General features: G+C 43.5%; 23 protein-coding genes. 15 read left to right on the forward strand and 8 right to left on the reverse strand.

Going from position 1 to position 24669, the window contains the following annotated elements; genetic code table 11:
- Window positions 1–14: 14 nt before the first annotated feature.
- Genes HG263_RS20965 through cyaY form a run of 3 tightly spaced genes read right to left on the reverse strand, consistent with a single transcriptional unit; the run spans window position 15 to window position 1844 of the window.
- Window positions 15–854 (reverse strand): DUF2914 domain-containing protein, encoded by an 840-nt coding sequence (locus HG263_RS20965; protein ID WP_171628021.1) that lies wholly within the window; start codon window positions 852–854, stop codon window positions 15–17.
- A gap of 16 nt (window positions 855–870) precedes the next feature.
- Window positions 871–1524 carry an alpha/beta hydrolase gene (locus HG263_RS20970; protein ID WP_171628062.1) on the reverse strand — a complete coding sequence of 218 codons (654 nt, stop codon included), beginning with the start codon at window positions 1522–1524 and terminating at the stop codon, window positions 871–873.
- A complete protein-coding gene (cyaY, locus tag HG263_RS20975) occupies window positions 1524–1844 on the reverse strand; it encodes an iron donor protein CyaY (protein WP_171628022.1) in 321 nt (106 codons plus the stop codon). Before cyaY ends, HG263_RS20970 begins: the two co-directional genes overlap by 1 nt.
- A 72-nt stretch (window positions 1845–1916) precedes the next feature.
- On the opposite strand from cyaY, the gene lptM reads away from it, so the two are divergent.
- The 8 genes from lptM to HG263_RS21015 all read left to right on the forward strand — a co-directional run bounded on the left by lptM (window position 1917) and on the right by HG263_RS21015 (window position 9177).
- Window positions 1917–2165, forward strand: coding sequence for an LPS translocon maturation chaperone LptM (lptM, locus tag HG263_RS20980; protein WP_246240055.1), 249 nt, complete (start codon window positions 1917–1919; stop codon window positions 2163–2165).
- Window positions 2166–3419 carry a diaminopimelate decarboxylase gene (gene lysA / locus HG263_RS20985; protein WP_171628023.1) on the forward strand — a complete coding sequence of 418 codons (1254 nt, stop codon included), beginning with the start codon at window positions 2166–2168 and terminating at the stop codon, window positions 3417–3419. It abuts the gene before it with no gap.
- 66 nt (window positions 3420–3485) lie between these two features.
- A complete protein-coding gene (gene dapF / locus HG263_RS20990) occupies window positions 3486–4316 on the forward strand; it encodes a diaminopimelate epimerase (RefSeq protein ID WP_171628024.1) in 831 nt (276 codons plus the stop codon).
- An 18-nt stretch (window positions 4317–4334) separates the two neighbouring features.
- Entirely contained in the window at window positions 4335–4958 is a 624-nt protein-coding gene (locus HG263_RS20995; RefSeq protein WP_171628025.1) for a DUF484 family protein, read from the forward strand.
- Window positions 4959–4962: 4 nt separating this feature from the next.
- Complete coding sequence (xerC, locus tag HG263_RS21000) at window positions 4963–5895, forward strand: tyrosine recombinase XerC (RefSeq protein WP_171628026.1); 933 nt, start codon at window positions 4963–4965, stop codon at window positions 5893–5895.
- 44 nt (window positions 5896–5939) lie between these two features.
- Window positions 5940–6638 (forward strand): HAD-IA family hydrolase, encoded by a 699-nt coding sequence (locus HG263_RS21005; protein ID WP_171628027.1) that lies wholly within the window; start codon window positions 5940–5942, stop codon window positions 6636–6638.
- 104 nt (window positions 6639–6742) lie between these two features.
- Window positions 6743–8230 (forward strand): peptide MFS transporter, encoded by a 1488-nt coding sequence (locus HG263_RS21010; RefSeq protein ID WP_171628028.1) that lies wholly within the window; start codon window positions 6743–6745, stop codon window positions 8228–8230.
- Between the two features lie 77 nt (window positions 8231–8307).
- Window positions 8308–9177, forward strand: coding sequence for a dTDP-4-dehydrorhamnose reductase family protein (locus HG263_RS21015; protein WP_171628029.1), 870 nt, complete (start codon window positions 8308–8310; stop codon window positions 9175–9177).
- 78 nt (window positions 9178–9255) lie between these two features.
- On the opposite strand, the gene HG263_RS21020 is transcribed toward HG263_RS21015, so the two are convergent.
- Window positions 9256–9981: a hypothetical protein gene (locus tag HG263_RS21020; RefSeq protein ID WP_171628030.1), complete on the reverse strand. Its 726-nt coding sequence runs from the start codon at window positions 9979–9981 to the stop codon at window positions 9256–9258.
- Between the two features lie 155 nt (window positions 9982–10136).
- Entirely contained in the window at window positions 10137–10964 is an 828-nt protein-coding gene (locus HG263_RS21025; RefSeq protein ID WP_171628031.1) for a glycosyltransferase family protein, read from the reverse strand.
- A gap of 214 nt (window positions 10965–11178) precedes the next feature.
- Between HG263_RS21025 and HG263_RS21030 the strand changes: the two genes are divergently transcribed.
- The 4 genes from HG263_RS21030 (at window position 11179) to HG263_RS21045 (ending at window position 14276) form a co-directional block, all read left to right on the forward strand.
- Window positions 11179–11814: a hypothetical protein gene (locus HG263_RS21030; protein WP_216628531.1), complete on the forward strand. Its 636-nt coding sequence runs from the start codon at window positions 11179–11181 to the stop codon at window positions 11812–11814.
- Between the two features lie 112 nt (window positions 11815–11926).
- Entirely contained in the window at window positions 11927–12610 is a 684-nt protein-coding gene (locus HG263_RS21035) for a pseudouridine synthase (protein ID WP_171628032.1), read from the forward strand.
- 69 nt (window positions 12611–12679) lie between these two features.
- Window positions 12680–13057, forward strand: a complete 378-nt coding sequence (locus tag HG263_RS21040; protein ID WP_171628033.1) for a BlaI/MecI/CopY family transcriptional regulator — start codon at window positions 12680–12682, stop codon at window positions 13055–13057.
- A gap of 1 nt (window position 13058) precedes the next feature.
- Window positions 13059–14276, forward strand: coding sequence for a M56 family metallopeptidase (locus HG263_RS21045; protein WP_171628034.1), 1218 nt, complete (start codon window positions 13059–13061; stop codon window positions 14274–14276).
- Between the two features lie 44 nt (window positions 14277–14320).
- Here HG263_RS21045 and HG263_RS21050 read toward each other — a convergent pair whose 3' ends face one another.
- The gene (locus HG263_RS21050; RefSeq protein ID WP_171628035.1) at window positions 14321–14704 is read right to left on the reverse strand and encodes an MAPEG family protein; all 384 of its coding nucleotides are present in this window, start codon (window positions 14702–14704) and stop codon (window positions 14321–14323) included.
- Between the two features lie 252 nt (window positions 14705–14956).
- Between HG263_RS21050 and HG263_RS21055 the strand changes: the two genes are divergently transcribed.
- Complete coding sequence (locus tag HG263_RS21055) at window positions 14957–15829, forward strand: EamA family transporter (protein WP_171628036.1); 873 nt, start codon at window positions 14957–14959, stop codon at window positions 15827–15829.
- Here HG263_RS21055 and HG263_RS21060 read toward each other — a convergent pair.
- A complete protein-coding gene (locus HG263_RS21060) occupies window positions 15826–17355 on the reverse strand; it encodes a carbon-nitrogen hydrolase family protein (RefSeq protein ID WP_171628037.1) in 1530 nt (509 codons plus the stop codon). The two genes, HG263_RS21055 and HG263_RS21060, sit on opposite strands and share 4 nt — an antisense overlap.
- Before the next feature lie 295 nt (window positions 17356–17650).
- On the opposite strand from HG263_RS21060, the gene HG263_RS21065 reads away from it, so the two are divergent.
- Window positions 17651–18697, forward strand: a complete 1047-nt coding sequence (locus HG263_RS21065) for a GGDEF domain-containing protein (protein ID WP_246240056.1) — start codon at window positions 17651–17653, stop codon at window positions 18695–18697.
- Window positions 18698–18704: 7 nt separating this feature from the next.
- Here HG263_RS21065 and HG263_RS21070 read toward each other — a convergent pair whose 3' ends face one another.
- The gene (locus HG263_RS21070; protein ID WP_171628038.1) at window positions 18705–20999 is read right to left on the reverse strand and encodes a penicillin acylase family protein; all 2295 of its coding nucleotides are present in this window, start codon (window positions 20997–20999) and stop codon (window positions 18705–18707) included.
- A 308-nt stretch (window positions 21000–21307) separates the two neighbouring features.
- On the opposite strand from HG263_RS21070, the gene HG263_RS21075 reads away from it, so the two are divergent.
- Window positions 21308–24646, forward strand: coding sequence for an ATP-binding protein (locus HG263_RS21075; RefSeq protein ID WP_171628039.1), 3339 nt, complete (start codon window positions 21308–21310; stop codon window positions 24644–24646).
- Window positions 24647–24669 lie beyond the last annotated feature (23 nt).

Consider the following 24669-nt stretch of genomic DNA (forward strand, 5'->3'; position numbering starts at 1 on the left):
CCTTTAGTGGCCTGTTACTCGGCCTCTGAAATAATGCGAAAAGATTTTTGTGCTAATAGTTGACCTTGGTCAGTCACTACTTCTACACGCCACTGCCCTGTTTGGCTTGGCATAATATTCTTACTTGAGTACGTGCGAAAACGAATTGCACTAATCGATAAGGGTATCTCGGCCATCAGCTGATCTTGATGAAACCATAAATGCTGCACCGTCTGCCCCTGCATATTATTTATTTCTGTAAAGAAAAATAATTTATCTACAAACTGGGTAAGTTCAAGGTTTTCTTTGAGTACATCAATCGGCTCTCTGTCTACAACCCCAGTCGTTAATACAGCTCGCGAGACTAAGTTACTATCAATTTGCGCACCCAAAGCGACATTGGTGATAGCGGCATGCTCTGAAAATGTATTTTCGCTTAGTTGCTCACTTTGTTCTTCATCGACAACTTGCTCAACAACATCCGATGGCGTCTCTGATTGCATGTCAACCTGGTTTTGCACTGAACTTGAAAGGCGCTCCTCATCGTTAATAATAACAGCCGCGGGGTTATCTACGGTGACTTCTGCCACATTGATAACAGGCGCAGGTGCTGACTTTTTAGGAGTAACGACCTGCTTATGCTCAGCCTCATCATCAGCCTCTATTATTACTTCACTCTGGATAGAGCCCCTGTCAGTGGTTTGTATTTCATCAGCATTGACAGAGTTCATAAGCCCATATATCAACGCAGTAGCAAACAATAACACCACGCTAAAAGCCATAAATATACGCCGCCAATGCCATTGGTAACTTACCGAAGCATTCGCCGTTGGCGCTTTATTTACCGACGTTTTAATAACGATCCTTTGTGTCATTGTTGCAGCTCCTAATTTAAGACAGTGTCGTAATTAACCATGTGCGTATTGCTACGAGCTCTTCGTAGCACACCTGATGTTCCATCGGGTAATCTTGCCAGCTTACCTGATAGCCTTGTTCCAGCAAGGTGTCATAAGCAAGTTTTCCCGCCGACATGGCAACCACAGGGTCATGGCTGCCATGAGCCATAAAGATATTGAGTTCAGGTTGTTTGGCTTCATCCACAAGTTTTTGTGGTGCACACATATACGTTGATAATGCCATAACACCGCCAATTTTATACGATAAACGTGGTGCTAAATGCAGCGCGATGACACCGCCTTGTGAAAAACCAGCCAAAATAATACGCTCAGGAGCAATGCCTTTGTCTAGCTCTGCTTGGATCAATGCTTCAACCGCTTTGGCAGACTCTCTTACGCCGCCTTCATCCGCTCGATTCTCTAAATCCAAAGATTTAATGTCATACCAAGCACGCATCACCATGCCACCGTTAATTGTTACAGGCTGCTCTGGTGCGTGTGGAAAAATAAATCGCACGCCGAGTTCATCAGGTAATTTTAGCTCAGGCGCAATGGGTAAGAACCCTTCTCCGGAATCACCTAAGCCATGTAACCAAATAATGCTCGCTGTGTGTTCCCCTTTTGCTGCGTACTCTACAAACGGCAACATTAGCTGTGCTGCCATTGAATGGGTGTACCAGCTTGGCGAGTGGCAGCATCACACATAAACTGCCAAAATTCTGCCCCCGAGCGATTATCAATCCACTTATCACCGTGAAGCTCAAAATGATGACCGTTAAACTTTGTTGCTACCCACACTTGATGCAATGGTGCTTGTTTGTTTATCACGATTTTACTTTTATCAGCAAAAATAATCTCTAAGATACCTGCTGCAGATTCGTAATCTAGGTCAGCATCACAGTCGTCTATTTGTTCTTCTATGGTGAGCATTAAGGCATCAGCCAACTCATGGTACTCGGAATCAGTCATACGGTATCCCTCATTTGTACAAAGTTTTAGCTATTCAAGCGTGAAAATACTTATCTTCAATAGCTGCTTTTTTTGCGAATTCTGTTACTCTGCGATTATAAAGGCACTGACACCATTAATCTAATGAAAGCGACACTCTCTCAATCTAGCTTATTTTTTCTCGTAATATTCACTACGCTTATATTAGCTGGCTGTGGACAAAGTGGGCCTCTTTATTTGCCCGAAAAGCAAAACTCAAAGCAGACTAATCAAGAGTTAAGCAAGTCTCAAGCAAAACCACAGCAAAATACCAAAGCGCAAACAAATCAGCAGGAAGGTTAGATGGACTTTTTTCAATATCAAGAAAAACAGTTGTTTGCTGAGCAAGTCAGCGTAGCCGATATTGCCAAGCAACATGGTACACCTTGTTATATCTACTCTCGAAAGACATTAGAGCGTCATTACCACGCGTTTACCGATGCAGCGCAAGGGCACCCTCACTTGGTCTGTTATGCCGTTAAGGCTAACTCCAATATTGCGGTACTCAATGTGCTTGCTCGATTAGGAGCGGGTTTTGATATTGTCTCTAAAGGTGAGCTTGCTCGGGTAATTGAAGCCGGCGGTGATACCAGTAAAGTGGTCTTTTCAGGCGTGGCTAAAACGGCCGATGAAATCACCTTTGCTCTTACCCACAACATTAAATGTTTTAATGTAGAGTCAACAGCAGAGCTCAAACGGATTAGTGAAGTCGCTAGCAGTACGGGTAAAGTCGCGCGAGTATCTATTCGAGTCAACCCTGATATCGATGCTAAAACCCATCCTTATATTTCTACTGGACTAAAAGAGAATAAGTTTGGCATCAATATTAAACAAGCCTTTGACGTTTATCAGCTCGCCTATGCATTACCAGGCATTGAAGTGGTCGGTGTTGATTTTCATATTGGCTCACAATTAACCGAGGTTGAGCCATTTTTAGCGGCGTTGGATAAGGTTATTGACCTTGTTGAACAGTTAAAAACGGCGGGGATTGAGCTGCAACATTTAGATATCGGTGGCGGTTTAGGTGTCCCTTATGATAGTGAAAAGCCGCCGCACCCAAGCGCCTATGCAGCGCAAGTAAAGGCGCGATTGACGAATTACCCGCATTTAGAGCTCGTGTTTGAACCGGGTCGCGCTATTGCCGCCAATGCCGGTATTTTGGTAACCAAAGTTGAATATCTCAAGCGCTCTGAGGATAAGCACTTTGCGATTGTCGATGCAGGTATGAACGACATGCTAAGACCCTCATTATACCAAGCTTGGCAAAATATTATTCCTGTGACGCAGCGTCAAGATGGCACGCCAATACATGCGTATGATGTAGTGGGACCAGTTTGTGAGACCGGCGATTTTCTTGGTAAAAATCGTCAATTAGCGATTCAACAAGGCGACCTTTTAGCGCAACGCAGTGCAGGTGCTTATGGCTTTACGATGAGTTCAAATTACAACTCGCGACCAAGAGTTGCAGAGCTTATGGTTGATGGCGATACATGCTATGTAGTTAGACAAAGAGAATCGCTCACGTCACTTTGGCAAGGTGAGCACCTATTACCCTAATTTATTAATGACAGCGGTGCCCCAAGCGTGGCAAAGTAAGTTCATTAGGAGTTGTATTAGAACATTATGTTTGTAAATTTTTCTAAAATGCATGGCTTAGGCAATGACTTTATGGTGGTGGATAACGTCACACAAAATGTATTTTTGTCTCGAGATCAAATCAAAAAGCTTGCAGATAGAAACTTTGGTGTAGGCTTTGATCAACTCTTGATGGTCGAAGCACCGTACTCACCCGATCTGGACTTCCATTATCGAATTTTTAATGCTGACGGCACCGAGGTAGAGCAATGCGGTAATGGCGCCCGTTGTTTCGCTCGATTTGTGCGTATGAAAGGGCTAACTAACCGTCATAAAGTATGTGTCTCGACCAAATCAGGCAACATTACGCTCTATTCTGAAAAAGACGGACAAGTTACTGTTAATATGGGGCATCCGCAATTTGCCCCCAGCAGCGTGCCATTTAAAGCCAGTAAGCCTGAACTCACTTATATCATGAGGGCACAAGAGCATACGGTGTTTTGTGGGGTCGTTTCTATGGGCAACCCTCACTGTGTGATTGAAGTCGACGATATTGACACCGCAGACGTTGAAACGCTGGGACCGCTATTAGAAAACCATGAACGTTTTCCTGAGCGCGCCAATGTGGGATTTATGCAAGTTATAAATGAAGAACACGTAAAGCTCAGAGTTTGGGAGCGAGGTGCACAAGAGACCTTAGCGTGCGGCAGCGGTGCCTGTGCAGCGGTGGTGATTGGCATTACTCAAAAGAAGTTAGCAAATACTGTTCGCGTTGATTTGCCTGGTGGCAGCTTGCAAGTACGATGGCAAGGTGAAGGACACAGTGTAAAAATGACAGGCCCTGCCGAGCACGTTTTTGATGGGCAGATCTCTTTATAAGATACAAAAGGTGTATTTATGAGTAAAATAAACGACATTGATGAACAGCTAATTTGTGATTATTTAACTCATCACCCAGATTTTTTGCTCAATCATCCGTATGTTTTGCTCGACATGGACCTGCATGGTAAAAGCTTAGGGTTACCTAACTTAGCGCTACAGCAACAGCGTGTATTACGCGAACAAAACATTCAGCTAAAACAGCAAATAGCCACTATGGCTCGTAGTGCTATTGAAAACGAACAAATTTTTAGATTACTCAGTGAGTGCCAACGACAGCTATGGTGCTGCAATAGTCTAGGGGAACTAACACAAAAACTTGACGAGTTCCTATGCCAACAACCGAATATTGTCAGTTGTAAATTAATCCCTTACCACAGTGAACTTGCCGATTTAGCACAAACACGCTTACAAAATGGTGTATATCTTGGTCGACTATCTCAGCAAGAGCTGCAACTCTTTTGGCCCCAAGAGGCGTCAATTCAGTCTGTTGCCTTATATATGCTAGGCAGCATCTCTGCGCCAGATGCAATTTTAGCCTTTGCTAGCAACCACGCAGAGCACTTCGCACCTACTAACGACACTTTGTTTATGCAAGAGTTCGTCACCACTTTACAGGTGCGTTTCAGCGCATTGGCCTAAAAATATGGCTGATGAGAACGCGTTGAGCGAGCTGTGGCTTAAGCCTCTAGATGCTTTTATGGCCTATTTACGTCATGAAAAGCAATACTCAAAACATACCTTAAGCCAATACCGCATTCAGTTGCTTCAAGCTGCCAACTTCTTTGCCCCAAACGCCCAAGACTGGCTGATGGTAAGTAGCGAACAAGTTCGCCGTTATAGTATGCACCTGCGTGGTAAACAGTATAACCCGCGCAGTATAAACCTTAAGCTCAGTTGTATTCGTAGCTTGTATAAATACCTAAAAGCAAAGCACACGCAAGATACCACCTTCGTCAACCCAGGAGAAAATATTAGAGGTCCAAAATTTGATAAGCCGCTGCCTAAAAATCTCGATGTAGATCAAATGGCACAACTGTTATCAATTAATGATGATGATGTTTTAGCCGTAAGAGATAAAGCGATGATGGAGCTTATGTACTCGAGTGGTTTGCGAATCAGCGAGCTAGTCAATGTCAATATGGGAGACATACGAGATGGTGAGATCCGTGTTTTGGGTAAAGGCAATAAAGAGCGTGTTATTCCCGTTGGAGGCAAAGCACTGCATGCCTTAGAGCATTGGTTATTGTTAAGGCCTCAGTTGGCCAATGAAGATGAGCTTGCGGTGTTTTTAAGCAAACGCAAACAACGGATCTCTATTCGCCATGTCCGTGAGCGCATGAAAGAGTGGGGCCTTAAACAAGGTATCAGTACACCCATTCACCCACATAAATTACGCCACTCGTTTGCCAGCCATATGCTCGAGTCCAGTGGCGATCTGCGCGCCATACAAGAAATGTTAGGTCACACCAGTCTATCAGCAACACAAGTGTATACACATGTTGATTTTCAGCACCTTGCCAAGGTTTACGACCAAGCTCATCCCAGAGCAAAGAAGCGCCCTAATAAAGACGAATAGCGTTTTGAAACAATGTCCTTAATTCACCAGATAGGTTAGTAACCATGAGATTCAACCGTGCCATAGGCAAAATCAAAGTCCTTAGTTTTGACTTAGACGACACGCTGTATGACAACCACCCAATCATAGCGTCAGCGCTACGAGCGCAAGCCGACTACCTACGCCAATTGCCATGTTGGCCTCATCAAGATAACCGTTTTTGGATGGCATGTCGCAACCAAGCACTCAAAGAAAACCCTGACCTGCTACATGATGTCACGCTGTGGCGGCAACGCGCGCTTTACTTAGGATTATTAGAGTGCGGTTTAACACACGAAGACGCCCTAGAGCATGCGCAAAATGCCTATGCAGCGTTTGCCCAAGCGCGCAGCCAAATCAGCGTATGTCCATCGGTTATCAAGTTACTGAACGACCTTAAGCAACGTTACACCTTAATAGCCATTACCAACGGTAACGCTGATGTCGAGCAATTTAATCTAGCGGGTATGTTTTCTCTGGTGTTACAAGCGGGTAAAGACGGCAGATCAAAGCCTTTTCGCGATTTATTCGATAACGCCGTTAATCAGCTAAACATACTCCCTACTCAGTTATTGCATATAGGTGATAGCTTAGATACCGACGTGCAAGGGGCAAATAATGCACACTGTCGCAGCGTATGGTTAAACAATCAGAATTGCACTTATCGCTATCAAGGCTTAGCTGATATAGAAATAAGCGATATCAAACAGTTACAATATTTTTAGCCTCTTTGAGCTAGGCTGAAAAGCACCGCACTGCGGTTGCATTCATTGACTCTTTAACGTACTAATAAAGGCTGACTTTTAAAATATAATAACGGAAGTGAACTATGTCAGCACAGGATACGGGCTTTTTTGGCCATCCCAAGGGCCTCTCAACGCTCTTTTTCACCGAAATGTGGGAACGCATGAGTTACTATGGCATGCGTGCTTTGCTGGTATTATTTATGACTGCCAGCTTACAAGACCAAGGGCTCGGCTTTACCGTTGCCTCTGCGGCTGCTATTTACGGCCTATACACTGGCGCTGTGTATTTCCTTGGTCTACCCGGTGGCTGGGTTGCAGATAGGCTGCTTGGCGGGCAAAGAACCGTGTGGTACGGGGGTATTATTATCATGTGTGGCCATATTATCTTGGCCATCCCAAGCACCCACTCGTTTTTTATCGGTCTTATTTTTGTTGCATTTGGCACCGGCCTGCTCAAACCCAATATTAGCGCCATGGTTGGACAGCTTTACAGCTCTGACGATGAACGCCGCGACAGTGGTTACGCCATTTACTATATGGGTATTAATCTGGGTTCGGTCATCGGTTACTACGTCTGTGGCTATTTTATGGAAAATGTTGGCTGGCACTATGCATTTGGCGCAGCTGCGGTTGGCATGGCTGTCGGGCTTATTCAGTATCGTAAAACGCTCGGTAATATTGCGGGTGTTGGTGAGGCCCCCACAAACCCTTTTAGCCCAGAGCAAGCAAACAAAGTGTGGGCGCTTATCGCACTGATCATTGCAGGGTTTGCTGGCATCACCGCACTAACTTACGCTGGCATTATTGTTATCAACCCGGTGATTTTAGCGCAGTATGTTGCAGTCGCCTTTACTGTTATCTTTTTTATTTACTATGCGCTTATCTACTTTAAGGGGAACCTTTCTGACGATGAAAAAAAGAAAATGTGGGCACTGTTTTTTGTTTGTGTTGCATCGGCATGTTTTTGGTCTGGGTTTGAGCAGGCGGGCTCATCTTTAAACTTATTTGCACGAGATTATACCGATCGGTTAATTGGCTCATTCACCATACCTACCGCTTGGTTCCAATCAGCGAATGCTATATTTATCATCGTATTATCACCGTTTTTTGCCGCACTTTGGATTAATTTATCAAAACGCCTGATCACCCCATCTTACAACCTCAAATGTGCGGTGGGCTTAGTGATCATGGCCAGTGGTTTTTTAGTGATGTTTATGGCTTCGCAATATGCTGCGCAAGGGCTAAAAGTGGCACCATATTGGTTGATCACAACCTACTTTCTACACACTGTGGGTGAGCTGTGTTTAAGCCCCGTGGCACTCAGTGCGGTTAGTAGGTTATCGCCAAAAAGGTTTGCCGGTCAGATGATGGGCGTATTCGTATTAACCTATTCAATTGGCAATATTATTTCAGGTTTATTGGCTGGTCACTTTGACCCCAATAAAGTAGAAGAGATGCCTAACCTTTATCTACAAATTAGCCTCTTTTGTATTGGCGTTGGTATCATTGTTGGTCTACTCAGCATAAAGTCTAAAAACTGGGAGCAAGAAGCGCAACCGACCAATACATAAACGTTTTTTCAATCAGTTAAACTTGCTAAGCTAGTGGCTGTTGTTTGCCTATTTGGATACTTAAGGAATCAGCCACTATGCAAAAAATTATGCTCACCGGCGCGACCGGACTGCTCGGTCGCACACTTTATAAAACCTTAGTAAAAGACTTTGAGGTTGTTGGTACCGGTTTTAACCGCGCAACTCCCCCGCTCTATCAACTAGACTTAGGCAACCAACAGGCGGTGATTGACTTTTTAGAGCAACACCAGCCCGATGCGTTAATTCATGCCGCTGCAGAGCGTAAGCCTGATGTCTGTGAGAACGAACCAGAGCAAACTATCGCGCTTAATGTTGCTGCCAGCGAGTTTCTTGCCAAGCAGTGCGCCCAACGCGATATTGCACTCATTTTTATTAGCACCGACTATGTATTTGATGGCAAAACGCCGCCGTATTTAGAATCTGCTCAAGCAAACCCGTTAAATCTGTATGGCCAAAGCAAACAACGCGCTGAGCAAGCAGTACTTGCTCACTCAACACGCCACAGCATAATACGTGTGCCCGTTTTATATGGCGACGTATCAGAATTAGCAGAATCAGCGGTATCGGTGATAGCAACTCAGATAAGTGCCACCCAAACCACCGCACATGACAACTGGGCGGTACGTTACCCAACCCATGTTGAAGATATTGCCTTTACCTTAAGAGACTTGCTAAAGCGCCCAGAAAACTTGGGCGGGATTTTTCATATTTCCGATAATCAAGCAATGAGTAAGTATGATATGGCCTGCATTATGGCCGATATTTTAGGCTACCCTCAATCGTTGTTAGAACCTCTTGATGAACCAAGTCAAAGTGCAGCTCGCCCTCACGATTGTGCATTGGCCGATTCAAGATTAAAACAATTGGGGATCGCTCATGGTAGAGAGTTTAAAGAGGCTTTAAAGAGCATACTCTTAACAGCATAGGGCGGGGTTGCTTCAATCAATAAGGGGCAATCAACTTCGCCCCTTTTTACTATCAATGTTTTTAATCAATCCATGAACTTAAAACTTGCTAGTACATGTAGCTGTCGCAGTTACATCTCTTTGCTGAGAACTGCCGCTTAACTGCCAGTAGCCGTTACTTTTAGATAAGCTCACTGATTCACCATACCCTTTAAACTTGCCTGCAATTCTAGTTAAATAACAAACATTAGTGGCGGTAGGTGCCAATGTTTTTGTTCCTTCACCTTGTCTCCAAGTGTATGAACGAAGGTTAGGGTTATAACGACTTAAACATGCCGCACTTGCTTTTACACTGTGCTGATCAGAAGTGCCACCCAAGTATACACCCGATGGTGTATTTTTAACTTCGATAGATTCTTTCCAACCCTCATATTTTCCGCTCATTGAGGTTAAGAAACATACATTGTGACGATCACCCATATACAAGTAGCTTTGTCCCTGCTCCCATGTGTCAAATTGCGTATACTTGTCACCTTTTGGATTAAGCACACACGTGGCCGTTGCAGCTACGTTATCCTGGTCTGATTTACCGCCTAGGTAGTAACTCGCACCCACTTTTTTAACGCTAACTTCTTCAGCCCAACCTTCGAATTTCCCTTGCACACTTGATAAAAAACATACGCGATCTCGTGAAGAACCTAAGCTTACTTGTTGCTCGCCTTGTTTCCAGTGAAAAGTGTTGTATTGGTAATCGCTTGCAAATGCTACGCTGGTTAGTGATGCTGTACCTATTGCGGATAATAAACCAAGTTTAAATAGTTTCATAAAATTTCCTTTTTATTAAACACGCTGACCCAATGCCAGCGCGCAAAATAATAACACAAGAAAATGAAATGTAAAATATTTGGGTACAAGAGGTTTTTAATCTGTAACTTCCTTAAAGGCCAATGCGAGGCGGATAAAAAAGAGTAACGTCAATGTTATTTGGTTAAGAGTTTTCCGACTTTATCTCGTATTAATCGAGTAAAAGGACGGTGAGGTTTTATAGATAATGACAACCTCGGGTTATTCGCCAATTCTAGTATGCTATAACTCAACAAAAGATCAGAAATTTGCTCATGGATAAACTTTCTAGGCTGCTTATGCCAGTAGTGATAAACAACCTTGTCACCTACCGTATGGACTTTACCTTGTTTGCAAAGAAAAAACCCTAATGCAAACTGTTCTGCCGTATGATAGGTCGTATATTTACTTACTTCTTCCATAAGCCACAAAGCGTCTTCAAATAATGATAAGTGAACTTGTGCTAACCCTATAAACCCAGAGTTGTACATCGGAGCACTTTCCGTGATCAGGCAACGGCCGCCCTTGTCGCTATTGAATGTTCGGCCTATTACATTTTTATACTGTCTGGTAAAGCGTCTGCGACTCAAATGACCTTCTAACTTATGCAAAATACTATTGCTGTGATCAATCATATCGAAGTAATGCATTAAGTTACTGCGTACCAAAGTGTCAGAATCTAGAAAAATAATTTTTTTTGCATAGTTTTGAAGCAAAAATCGTATTCCACTCAGCTTCAGTCGGAAGTGATAATTAGAACAACCAAGCCATTGCTTTTGTTGCTGCTCAGTGAAATTGATTACTTGTACATTGGGGATCTCTGGAAAAAAGTCGACCCATTCAGCAAGCACTATAATATTGGCCTTTGGGTTGTAAGTAAGCAATGTCGACATACTTAGTATGGTCTCTTGATAGTATCTTAAGTGCTTACCATACAGAACATAGATAAATGCTTTATCAATCAATTTACTAAACTCTTCTATCTTGCAACATCGCCCGCTATCGTAACCAATTCTTCGATTGCCTTTCAATATAATATCGCGTATTCAGATGAGAATGAAACTTTTAAAAAATAGACTACATTTTTTTACATTTAATAGCTTACCTAACAAAGATACAGGCATTAACATTTCCCTTGCAAATAATTTGCAAAAAACATTTTTCTATAAGGATATTAAAATGAAAACATTAGTAACGACGCTTGCCATTGTAGTCAGTAGTTATGCAGTGGCAGAACCAGAAATGTATGCACCAAGCGGTACAGGTGTAAACTATGACTTTAGAATTGGCCTACAAGCTTTTGACGATCGTGGTCGCGATGCTGGTCGAGTTGAATACACTCAATATCTTTCTTCAGGTTCTAGCACAGAGACTAACTGGGTTGTAGACAGAGACGCATATGATCCAGATGCGCTTAAGCTCCACCTATCAATTTTAAGAAATACACCAGTAAACAAGGACTTCCGCCTCGCGATCAGAGCTGCTGACAATGGTGGTCGTGGTGGATATGGCTACTGGCAATATACGCCATGGGCGAGTGAAGGCGGTGGTTGGTCAGGCTTTGCTTTGGACAGCGACGGTTATGATCCTGATGCATTTAAAATCCGCATTGAAACTAGAAATTGGCAAGAATATGTATCTTTAAGAGACTTCCGTATCGGTTTGAAAGTTGCTGACGACCGAGGAAGAGAACAAGGTTCTGCAACATTTACGCCTTGGGCGTCTCATGGTGGTGGCTGGACTTCGCTAGCTACAGATAATGATTCCTATGATTTCGATGGTTTTGCTGTAAGCCTTGAAGTACGCAAGTATTAAGAGAAAGCATAGACAGCCCTGATTTGGGGCTGTCTTATAATTGACTAAATTGGCGTTTCTATTCAACTAAAATATGTTAGGGTTCCACCTTTACTTTGGTTAAGTCCTAATTATGTCTACACGCCTTGCCAAATACCTTGGCCATGCCGGAGTATGCTCCCGCCGCCAAGCGTCACGCCTGATTGACTCAGGGGATGTCACCGTAAATGGCCGCCCCGCCAATCATATTGATCATGTGACTGAACAAGACGAGATTATCGTATTGGGTAAAAAAGTATGTGGACCTGCCACCAAAGTACTCTATGCCTACCACAAACCCGTTGGCATAGATTGTAAATTAAAGCCTGACGACCCCAGTAGCCTCCTGCATCACTTGTCAACATCACAGCGAGTGTATCCAATTGGTCGCTTAGATAAAGATTCAAGGGGTTTGTTATTACTCACTAACGACGGTGAGCTATGTCAGCGTCTTATCCATCCAGATCATCATGTAGAAAAAGAATATTGGGTGAAAGTTGACCGACCGCTAGACGCTGAATTTTGTCAAAAAATGGCATTGGGTGTCCCTGTTGATGGGCAAATAACCTTACCCTGCCAAGTAAGCTTATTAGATGCTACACGCTTTAAGATTGTGCTTAAACAAGGGCTCAATAGGCAAATTCGTAAAATGGCAAAACATTGTGGCTACAAAGTGATAGACCTTTATCGGGTGCGCATTGCCAACTTCACACTTCCCAACACGCTACCAGAAAACCAGTATCAGCAGATCAATATCGCTTCGTTGAAATTAACTTAAAAACACACTTGACAGATTTGATTACAGATGTAATCTTAACTCCATAGATTACACTTGTAGGCAATACTCATGATAGAACTTTCAAAAGCTGAATTTGCAGTGATGGAAGCGCTTTGGCAAGGCCACCCAGCTAAAGCCAGCGATATTATCCAGCGCTTAAGCAACGATACACAATGGCACGAAAAAACCATCAAAACACTGGTCAGCCGCCTTGTTAAAAAGCAAGCAGTGAGCTTTGAAAAACAAGGGCGAGAATATATTTACACCCCCACTATTGGCCGAGAGGCATATACATTAAAAGAAAGCCAAAGCTTTATTGAGCGCTTTTTTAGAGGCCGAATAGCCCCACTCGTTAGCGGCTTTGCCAAAACTGAGCAACTGTCTCAGCAAGATATTGATGAGTTAAAACAGATCATCAAGCAGTGGGAACAAAAACAAGGAAAGTAACATGCTATATCCGTACTTAGAGTGGCTGTTAAATCCCAATACACAACTGGTTTTAGGTGCCATTATTATCACTTTAGTGCTGTTGCAAAAGTATGCAGCGGATAGCTTAAGTGCCCGCTTAATTTACAGCTTATGGTGGCTAGTACCACTGAGTATCATCGCATTAAACTTACCCAGTGAACTAAAGCCGATTACCAATGATGCGATCAGCTATTTTCGGGTAACGCCACAATTGCAGCAACACACAGCAGTTTGGCAATTTAGTGCAACAGCGGTGTATAGCGCCATCGTTATGCTACTGCTGCTAATGCTTTGGTGGCAGCATTACAAATTTAGCCGTGCTCTAAATATTAAAGCCGTCAAAAACAGTCATTTTGATCAGCCGCTTTTTGTCAGCTCACAATTAAGCACCCCTATGGTGATAGGTTTATGGAAACCGATTGTGGTGTTACCCAGTGGCTATGACAAACAGTTTGACCCCGAAACCTTCAAGCTATTACTCGAGCACGAAAACACCCATATTCGGCGCTTTGATAATGTTGCAAACATGGCGCTTATCCTTTTATGCATTGCTTGCTGGTTTAATCCCATTATGTGGCTGGGCTACCAAAGTTTTCGTCGCGCCCAAGAACTGGCATGTGACGAACAAGTACTACAACAAAAATCAACACATCAACAGCTAATGTATGCAGAAGCACTGATAAGTTGCGCACAAAATGCCCGCAATCGTGCCTTAGCATATAGCTACTACGGAGATAAGAGCACTATGAAACAAAGATTACTACATTTACAAAAGTTATCGGGGGCATCCATGGGTGCCAAATGTTTAGTCGTCGCCCTAGCGTGTGGATCACTCAGTGCTATGGCGCTTGCAAAACCCAATGAAGTACAAGCACATAAACATGAAGGAAAACCGCATCCAGTAATGCGCATAGAGCCCAAGTACCCTGCTGAGGCTGCGAACGCAGGTATTTCTGGGTATGTCACCTTACAATTTACTATTGATGGGCGTGGTCATACGAACAATATAGAAGTGATCGACGCACAACCTCAAGCGGTGTTTGAACAAAGTGCCATTACCGCACTGCGTCAATGGCAATACACTGGCGCGTCAGATACCACGGAGCGTCATGTTGTTCAGCTAGATTATGAGTTAGGTGAACCATCTGAATCGACCAAGAAAAAAGTAAAGCATGAGCGCATTACGGTCGCACATTAAAAGCCTTCAAGGCCAGCTATAGAGCAATATAACTGGCCTTTGCATTATAAACTCACCGCAATCATGGCAATCGCACACCCCAAGCCTACCGCCCAAATCAACGAACGAAAAATGTGCAAATTGAGATAATAAAACACACAGTACAGAATACGCGCCACAATATGGCCGATTGCAAGATACTGCACCGTTGAGCCAACTGTATTCGTGCCAAGTACAACGGCAACAGCCACTGCAAATACCGTTAACGATTCAAAACAATTTTGATGCGCAGCCAACGCTCTTGCACCAAAACCTGTTAACTGAGCTTGCTGAGCCCTTGGGTGTTGATTGTCGTATCCACCAAGACGGTTCATCGCGATGGCTACGGGGGCTTTTGCCAAATACGGCAAAATTACAGCGATGAGCGCACAAATTAAAATCGTTGTCATACTAAGTCCTTGCATGTTTTTTGTTCTTTAACAAAATCCACCTTAGCATGAGCCAAATAAAAAAGCCGCCTTAAATTGAAAGGCGGCTAAATTGTGTAGCATCAAGTTAAAGTATATGCGTAGCAGCTAACAAATGCACTGCGACAGATTGTCGCACTCAAGCAAGCACAGCACACCCCTTTATGAGAAAAATGCGTTAGCCGATACGCATATGCATTGTTAAACTCAAAAAAAAAATAAGATGGATAAGCAATGAGTTGGATAGCCTTTACCGTATTGGCTGCGTTTTCTCAAGCATGGCGAAATGCGCTGCAAAGCCAATTGAGTCAATCAGCCAGTGTTGCAGGTGTGACGCTTGCACGCTTTTTGTTGGCGGTGCCATTGGCTGTGATTTATTTACTGTGTTTGTACCATTATCAAAATGTTCCCACATTAACGATTAATGGGTCGCTGATAGCCTATGTACTGAGCGCCAGCATCATGCAAATTGTGGCTACAGGGTTAATGGTTTTATTGTTTAAGCAAAACAACTATGCGGTGGGTGCAGGCTTAGCTAAAAGCGAAGCACTGATGGCGGCTATATTGGGCATGGCACTGTTTGGCTCTGCTTTATCTTTGATTGGTTGGATTGGTGTCGCCATTGGCGCTATTGCCGTACTGATGCTCAGTGGTTTTAGCGTAAAGCGATTTGCGCCCAAAACAGCTTTACTTGGCATCGCCTGCGGTAGCGCATTTGCGCTCACTTCTTTATGGGTAAGAGAAGCTAGCTTAGCAACTGGACTGCCCTTTTTACACAGTGCCGCGTGGGTGCTGCTATTGGTTTTGTTCACCCAAACTGTGATTTTGAGCCTATTTATTAGTCTCAAAGAAAGGCAAACATGGCAGGTCCTGTGGCAAAAGCGCACACTCCTAAGTACCATCAGCCTGACTAGCTTTGTTGGCTCCGTCGGCTGGTTCAGCGCTATGAGCTTACAACATGTTGCTTATGTCAAAACGCTGGGCCAAATTGAGGTCTTTTTTACTATGCTTATCGCTGTGTTATGGCTCAAACAGCCGATTAAAAAAAGCGACAACATTGGCCTGCTACTCATCGGCATTGCCGCTGCATTAGTGATGTTAAGCTAGCTTTTTTGTTTAACTATTACTTGGTACAAGTCGGTGCGGCGATCTTTTAAGTTCCGTACCGTCCCTTCACTGTGTAGTAGCTTAAGCTTATCAAGATCTAAATCACTAAACAGTAGCATTTCGGTGTTTGGAGTCGCTTCATTTAATGCCGCATCATGCGGAAAAGCAAAGTCTGACGGTGTTAAAACAGCGGATTGCGCATACTGTACATCTAATGAGTCCACTTGCGGTAGGTTACCAACGCTGCCAGCGATAACCACATAACATTCGTTTTCAACAGCTCTTGCTTGGGCGCAATGTCGCACCCGCAAGTAACTGTTTTTAGTATCAGTCCAAAATGGTACAAACAAGATATCTAAACCGCGCTGTGCCATAATACGGCTAAGCTCAGGAAACTCCACATCGTAGCAAATCTGAATACCCACACGCCCGGCATCGGTTTCAAACACACCAATTTCATCACCACCTTCAATCACCCAATCATACGCTTCATGGGGCGTAATATGAATTTTACGCTGCTCATCAATTTTGCCGCTACGGTGACATAAATAACTGACATTATATATTTTCTCGTCTTCCATTAGCGGCATAGATCCTGTGACAATATTGGCGTTATATTCAATAGCCATTGTCGACATAGCATCTCTAAACTGCTCGGTATACTCAGCCAAATAGCGAATTGCTTCGGTTTGATTGCGGTGCTCTTGCAGACCCATTAAAGGTGCGTTAAAAAACTCAGGAAAAATAATAAAGTCACTTTGGTATTCCGACACCGTATCAACAAAATACTCAACCTGTCGCATTAGCTCTGCAACCGACTCCACTTCACGCATTTGCCATTGTACCGCGCCAACCCGAACAATGGTTTTTTTGGTTTCGATGACCGTATCGGTCGGTTGGAACAAAATGTTATTCCACTCTAATAATGTGGCGTACCCTTCGGAGTCGTCATCCTCAGGCAAATACTGTTTTAGTAACCGCTTTACTTGAAAGTCGTTGGCCAACTGAAAGCTTAAAATAGGATCATAAATTTCTTTATGATCGACCTTATCGATGTATTCCATTGGCGTCATTTCATCACAGTGATTGCTATAGCGAGGAATACGGCCACCCGCTAAAATTGCCCGAAGGTTGTACTGCCGACACAACTCTTTTCTTGCATCATAAAGACGTCGACCTAAACGCATACCGCGATGGCTTTTCGCTATCACAACATCTAACCCATAGAGCGCATCACCATTGCTATCACTAAATACTCGGTTGTGGGCATCGACAATTTCATCGTACGTGTGCGGGTTAGAAAAACGGTGATAATCGACTTGGACACTCAGTGCTAAGCCAACCAAGCGACCATCATCTAAAATACCAATCTGACCTTCAGGAAACTGATCTATCAGTCTAAATATTGTATGACTTGGCCACGCGCCGCCTAAGTCGGGATATGCCTCATCCATCAATGTTTTAATTTGTGGATAATCTTCTTTGTTGATATTACACAGCGTAATGCGTGCTTTTTCTATCGACATACTCCCTCCAGCGTAACAATGTGTTAAGCGATATATACTTACTATAGAATACTCAGTAAGCAAAGATTTATAGGCCCTTGAAAAGTTTACATTATCATTGTGGTTATGCGAGTGCCAGTCATTGCGGGTGAATAAAAAGCAATTTCATAGGCTATTAAACTTGATAGCTTTGCCACATCACCTTATTTGCACAACAGCAATAAAACAGTTAAGAACCATCTATACTGATCACTGTATTGCTTTTAAAGCAATTACTTTTAGAAGCAAAACCAGTCAGCGATAAAAGGGGGCATAGTTGGAGCATCCACATAAACAGCCCAATGAAGTGGAACAATTAAAAAATCACTTACTCAAAAAGGTAGCTTGGTACTGCATGGGTCTGCATGCATGCTTAGTTTTTGCATTTTGGTACGCTCAGGTTGAGTTGCTCAGCGTATTCAACGTGTTGAGTGTAGTTACATGGTGGTTTGGTATCACTCTATTAGAACGGGAGCAGCAGTCACTGGCATTGCGTATTTTTAGCTTAGAAGTGACCATTCACTCAGTGCTGGTGTGTGCTGTGATTGGCACTGATTACGGTTTCCAATTCTATCTTTGGGCCGCCTCCTGTTTGCTCCTTCTTGATACGCAACTAAAATTAAAGCAAGCAGTAGTCTGGTGCGCCGCCATTATTGTTATTTTTGCTTTAACCTATACATGGTTTGAAGAGCCTTTGACGTACATTGATTACCAAATGTTCGCCCCATATTTACATTTGCTCAATGTCATAGTTTGCGGTATCCCTATGATCTATACCATAGGCCTAATCAGAGAGATAACGATTAACCAGCAACGTGACCTCGAGACTTTAGCCGCACACGACTCTCTGACCCATCTTTTTAATCGTCGTTATGCCCATGGCTTAATTCAGCAAGCGTATAAAAGCTGTATCAATCAACAACAACCCATATGTGTTGTCATGGCTGATATAGATCATTTTAAGCAGGTTAATGACCTCTATGGTCACGAATTAGGTGATGAAGTCATCGAGCGAGTTGCGCAGTGCTTGAGTCAACAACTAAATAACGCAGATATCGCGGTCCGTTGGGGGGGAGAAGAGTTTTTATTGGTGTTACCTAACTGCTCACAAGCAGACGCACAAAAACACTTAGAACAACTACGCCAATCAATCGAAGCCATGACTTTTGGTAAAGGTGCACTGCAGGTAACAATGAGCTTTGGGCTGGCAACATGGCAAGCCCATTGCGATTTTGAAGAAGTGTTAAAACAAGCTGATGTAGCGCTTTATAAAAGTAAGCATAAAGGGCGAAATACCATTACCGTCGCCCCTCAAGTTCATTAAGTTATCACTATGGGCTAGGCACTATCGTCAACCGATGTACAGCTTCTCCCGGTAGTAACGGTGTGGCTTTGCCTTGTGCATAGTCATCAAATCCGGCGCGATAAAACGCCGAAAGAGGATGACCACTTTGGCCACCAGCAACGGTCATTATTGCCTTTTCTAAGGAGCCAGGTTGCGCAATAAAGCGTTGTGATGCGCCAAAGTCCGACTTTTGAACGGCAGGCATAAACGTATCACCAAACGCATCTACTTTCGGCATATCAAGTAAACCACTTAAAATAGGAAGTTGTCGACTAAATGGATGCTTTACTCGTAAAGCATTAACCTCTCCCCACCGCCATGCACTCATATCAGCGCCATACTCCTGCGCCAGCTCAGCTTTAGCTTGTGCATAAGCTTTCAGTTGTAAGCTCTGCCAACTATCATGGCCATTTAACCAGCTATGTGGTTGGCTTTTTAACAGCTGCCACAGTGCAGGTTCAAGATAGTTCTTAATATGGCTAAGCGAACTACCCTGTAATTTTAATTTATCCTCTATTTGCGCAAATACCTCATCAATCAATGCTCCCCTAAAGCGCCTCACTAGCGTATATCCCACTGAGCTTGCACACGCACATCCTTGCCAGTTTTGTAAGTGTTGCAAATCTTCACCATAGGGTGCTTTGCCTTGTGGAGCGCTATTTAATAGCTCAGCTAAATGTGTATGCCATGGAGCAAGAAAGCGCGCTTCGTTATCTTGTTGTAACTGATTGAAGTCTTGCTCTGTAAACTGCGACTTCTCAGTGAGTCTATCTCTGATCTGCTGTGCCCGTGCGCCCAATGCATATCCACCATCACCGAAACGTTGGTGTTCACTAATAGACACCACTCGTGCATTTGCTGTCCACAACCTTTGTCCTTGTGGATTGACGATACTTGGCCTCACGCTTTCATTTTTGTGCCATAACTGCGAGTACTCACTTTGCTTGATAGCTGTGTTAACAGGATTAGTGCGTGCAGGAATAGCCCCCATGGGCTGCCAGCCAGCACTGCCTTGAGCATCAACAACCATTAAATTTTGTACAGGAATACCTACTTCTGGAGCTAACTGCATTGCCTGAGCGACAGAAGTTGCCCGCTCAAGTTCCAATAAGTTTAAGTTCACTGCGTAAGACTGATGTGCAACCCAGCTCAATGCGTAACTTTTCCCATTAAAACGTTTGACCGGACCAAACTCGCTCATCATCAACTCGTACTGATGAAACTTACCGTTGGGCAACGCTATTTGTTCTGTGATCAACCAAGTCTTGGCATGCGCATCAAGCTCAAGCCAATCTGCAGTATCTAAATAACCATTCGTAAAGCCCCAAGCAATTTGATTATTACTGCCTACAACAATAGAGGGAGCCCCAGGCAGTGAGACGCCTGTCACTTGCCATGCCTGTCCTTGATAAGAATAATTAAGTTGGGCACGGTACCAAATGGCAGGAACATTCAAGCCTAAATGCATATCATCAGAAAGCATGGCTTTATTGGTTTGTGTTAACTGCCCAGTAACAGCCCAATTATTGCTGCCCAAATGAGCTAAAGATGCGATAGGACTTACTTTCGCCTGAACAGCCGAGCTCTCAAGCTCAGGAGGTTGAATATTAGGCATCGGTATTGTTGAGCCATCTAAAGCCGCTTGATATTGGCTCGGTTGCGTTAGAAACAAACGCATTTTTTCACCAAACATGCTTTCAAGATGAATAAGCGCCCGATCACGTTCGAAGTTACCTGCTTGTAAGTCTAAATACATCGCAAAAATAACTAACACACTATCCTCAGGCCGCCATGGCAATTGAGCGCTCCCCGTTAACAGATACTCAAAACCCTCAAAGCCCGCCTGTGTGCGCCCATCATTGACACCTTTTGCATATGCTTGCAAAGCAAGTTTGTGCTGCTGGGGCAAAAGCTTAACAATACGTTCACTGCGTTGCCTAAATTGATGAAAACGCATTCTTTCATCCAAACTGATAGCCGCATCACCAAATAGCTCACTGAGTTCGCCCGCAGCACTGCGCCGCAATAAATCCATCTGAAAAAATCGGTCTTGCCCATGTGCATATCCCAACCCATAGGCTGCATCTTGGCGATTATCCGCATAAATTACCGCTTGGCCCAAAGCATCGCGATTAACAACAACCTCTGAGATAACGCCGCCGCTGGTTTGCGTACCATCTAGTTGCGGCAAACTCAGCGAGAGCACCCCATATAGCGCTCCAGTAAGCAGTAAACATGCGATAATGACAACCACCAGCAGCCACTTAAGTAACTTAAGCATATCCTTTTCTCTCTTAATTATTTATAAGTTCATAGGAGCTGTTGCTCTTTGCTGTTTAATTATGTCCCCCTAAGGACTGCACTTGAAAGATCAACAAGCCCTAGTTTAAGCAGTCATATGTGACATTTAACAGATGGTTATTTACCCTCGTTAAGATCAACAAACTGACTGTCACTTCCAAGCCCTAATAATACAGACTCTCAATAGTCTAGTGCATCATCGCGAGTCATTTTTATTATAGAACACGCCTGTTTATAAAACGCACAGTGGTCTATAGTTATTAAACGCTCAATAACTCTCGCTAAGTAATGTTTGCAAATTTGTCGAATGCACCAAGGAAGACGCAATCCATTAAAGTCAGCTTTTGGCTGCTACTTGGTGCGATTGTTGCCTTTGGCGGTTACGTTGATACTGTAAATTACAATCGGCTAGTACAAGAAGAAAAAAGCAGGGCCTACGAAACAGTCAACGTATATAGAACTCAAATTGAAGGTATCCTTGCAACTAATATTCAATTAGTCAGAGGGCTGGCCATTGCCGTTGCGCAAGAAGAGCAGCTCACTCAGGCATCGTTTGAGCGGATTGCAGAGCCACTATTTCGCTCCAGTGGGGTACTGAGAAATATAGGAGCTGCACCAGATATGGTTTTGCAGTTTATTTACCCTCTTGAAGGCAATGAGAAAGCACTTGGCCTGAATTACCTCTCCCACCCTACGCAAGGCGCTGAAGCAATTGAAGCTAGAGACTCTGGTAAAATTGTACTGACAGGACCGTTAGAGTTACTGCAAGGAGGACAAGCCCTTATAGCCCGCGTACCCGTTACAGATAAAAAAACTGAATTTTGGGGCTTGCTCTCAGTGGTCATAGATATACAAAAGTTATTTACTATGGCGCGCTTAGAAGATCTAAAAAACAACTTTAATGTGGCTATCCAAGGGCGCGAACTATTAGATCAGCAAGGTGAATTTTTTTATGGGGACAGTAGCATTGTACTTGAGCAATCTTTGTCACTAACTATTAATGTTGCAGGGGGACATTGGACGCTATACGTCTATCCAAGAGGAGGATGGCAACCACAAAGCGCAACCATTTGGCCTTTTCGCCTTGCTTTAGCAACAATTATTTTGCTATTTATCGGGGCTTTTGTCTTTTTTAACCGTCTATTAAAGCAGCTGCAAGATAATGCCCACTCACTCAGTAGCATGGGTGCGCTGGCAGAAGTAGGTGCATGGACTATCAATTTAAAAACAAGGAATATTTCTTGGTCGGAAGTGACCAAAGAAATCTTTGAAGTGCCCGCCAGCTATCAACCTTCATGGATTGCTACCACCGAGTTTTTTGTCGCAGGTGCACACCGCAGATTAATGCAAGAAACCTTTGATAAGGCAATTAAAAAGGGCATCGATTTTGAACAGGAAATGTTGATAAAAACGGCAAAGGGGAATGAACGCTGGCTGATGGTCAAAGGCAGAGCTGTTAGGCATGGAAATTATACCAGTCAACTTTATGGCTCAGTGCAAAACATTCACGCTCGTAAATGCCTTGAAATTGAGCATAACAAAGTTGCTAAAAACAATGAGTTACTAGCCCAGCTTAGCAGTCACGAAGCGGTTTTAAACTTAAAGTTGGAACCCGCTCAAAACATTGCCATCCGAGCCGTATGTGAAGGCCTTGAGGCACAACGTGCCAGTATCTGGCTACTTAACGCTGATGGCTCACAGTTGATCCCCTCTGCTTTTAGTAATACGCGTGAAGAGGACCTACAACATTTCCCGCCATGGCGAAAAAAACAACTGCCCGATCTGTTTGCTGCAATTTTTAAACAGGAACTGATACTAGCAAACTTTGCCCACACTCACCCATGCACTCAAGAGCTTAAAGATAATTATTTAAGTCCGTATGAAGTTAATGCCATATTAGGATGCAGCATTGCTTACAAGGGACATGCCATCGGCCTGCTTTGTGCGGAGTATAAGCATCCTCATTTAGTGTGGGATAACACCGATAAAAAGTTAATTAAGGCTGTTGCTGCAACCTTAGGCAGCTTATTTGCAAGCAGAGAACAGCAACAAGCAAGGCAACAAGCTGTAATGGAAAAAGAGCTTGCACAGCAATCTGCAAAAATGAAAGCTGAGTTTTTGGCCAGTATGAGCCATGAAATACGTACGCCACTCAACGGCGTATTAGGCATGTTACAAATTGTCACCAACTCCGATTTATCTCCTTCACAAATGCATCATTTGCAACTGGCACAGAACTCGGCAGAGTCATTGCTGAGTATCATCAATGACATATTAGATTTTTCAAAAATTGAAGCGGGTAAGCTGCAAGTTGAGCTTATTGAATGCGACTTGGTCAAAGTTATCAGCGATAGCATTAGTAGTTTTGCGCCCAAAGCGCTAGAGCAACATACTAGATTGGTTCTTGATACACATGAACTGAAGGTTCAATGCGCCAAAACAGATCCTCACAGGTTGAAACAAGTGCTCAATAACTTACTTAGTAATGCTATAAAATTTACTGAAAATGGCACGGTTACACTGAATTGTTACACGGAGCAACAGGCCCAACACACTCGACTATGGTGTAATGTTGAAGATACTGGCGTAGGGATAAGTAAATCTCAGCTAAGTAAAATATTTGACTCGTTTACACAGGCTGATGTGTCGACCACAAGAAAGTTTGGTGGAACAGGTTTAGGATTAACCATTGCACGTCAGTTATGTGGTTTATTAGGTGGTAACTTGAATGCCTATAGTAAAGTTGACGTAGGTAGCACCTTCAGCTTTTATATTGAACTTCTTGAACCACAGCCCTTATCCTCTATTGAATTTAATTGTGAGGCATTGATCATTGTCGATCCGCACTTAAAACAAGAAGCGCGACAACACTATTTGTTCGATAGTTGGGGAATGCCTTTAATCCACCTGGACTCAATTACTCAAGCCATAGAATATGTTGAGGATAAATTATTAAAAGACCCGGCTTTAATTATTGCTTCTGAGCAATTATTAAATACATCAAGCACCCTACTGCAACGATTGCACCAGCTACATCAGCGGTCTAAAGGAGGCTTGGCTGTGCTGGGAAATAGACTGGTAGCCAAAACAGAATTTACTCCCTTAACGCCTGATTTAACACTACTTAGGCCACTTACACCTGCAGATATGCTTAAACTGTGTCAGTTGGATCACAAAAACTCAACTCACACCGAAAGTACGGCCACTGACCTCAGTCACCTAGAGGTGTTACTTGTAGAAGACAATAAGATTAACCAAACCGTAGCCTTAAAATTGCTGAGTAGATTTGGTATTCATGCCCAATGCACTGATGATGGCCTACAAGCCGCAGAACACCTAAAACTGCGTGACGAGCCATACGATATCATCTTGATGGATTGCTTAATGCCTGAACTAGACGGCTATCAAGCAACTAATCTAATTCGCACTGGTGGTGTTGGTGCTCAGCATAAACAGACACCGATTATTGCGCTGACAGCAAACGCCATGCAAGGAGACAAACAAAAGTGCTTAGCCGCGGGGATGGACGATTATATATCCAAACCAATCAAAGTAGACGAGCTAGAAGAGAAACTAAGATACTGGCAAAATGAGACTAAACAAAACGTTGCCAATAGCGTACAGTGATAAAAAAATATCGTGAGTGTGAC

It is taken from the genome of Pseudoalteromonas caenipelagi (assembly GCF_013140855.1).
Taxonomy (GTDB): domain Bacteria; phylum Pseudomonadota; class Gammaproteobacteria; order Enterobacterales; family Alteromonadaceae; genus Pseudoalteromonas; species Pseudoalteromonas caenipelagi.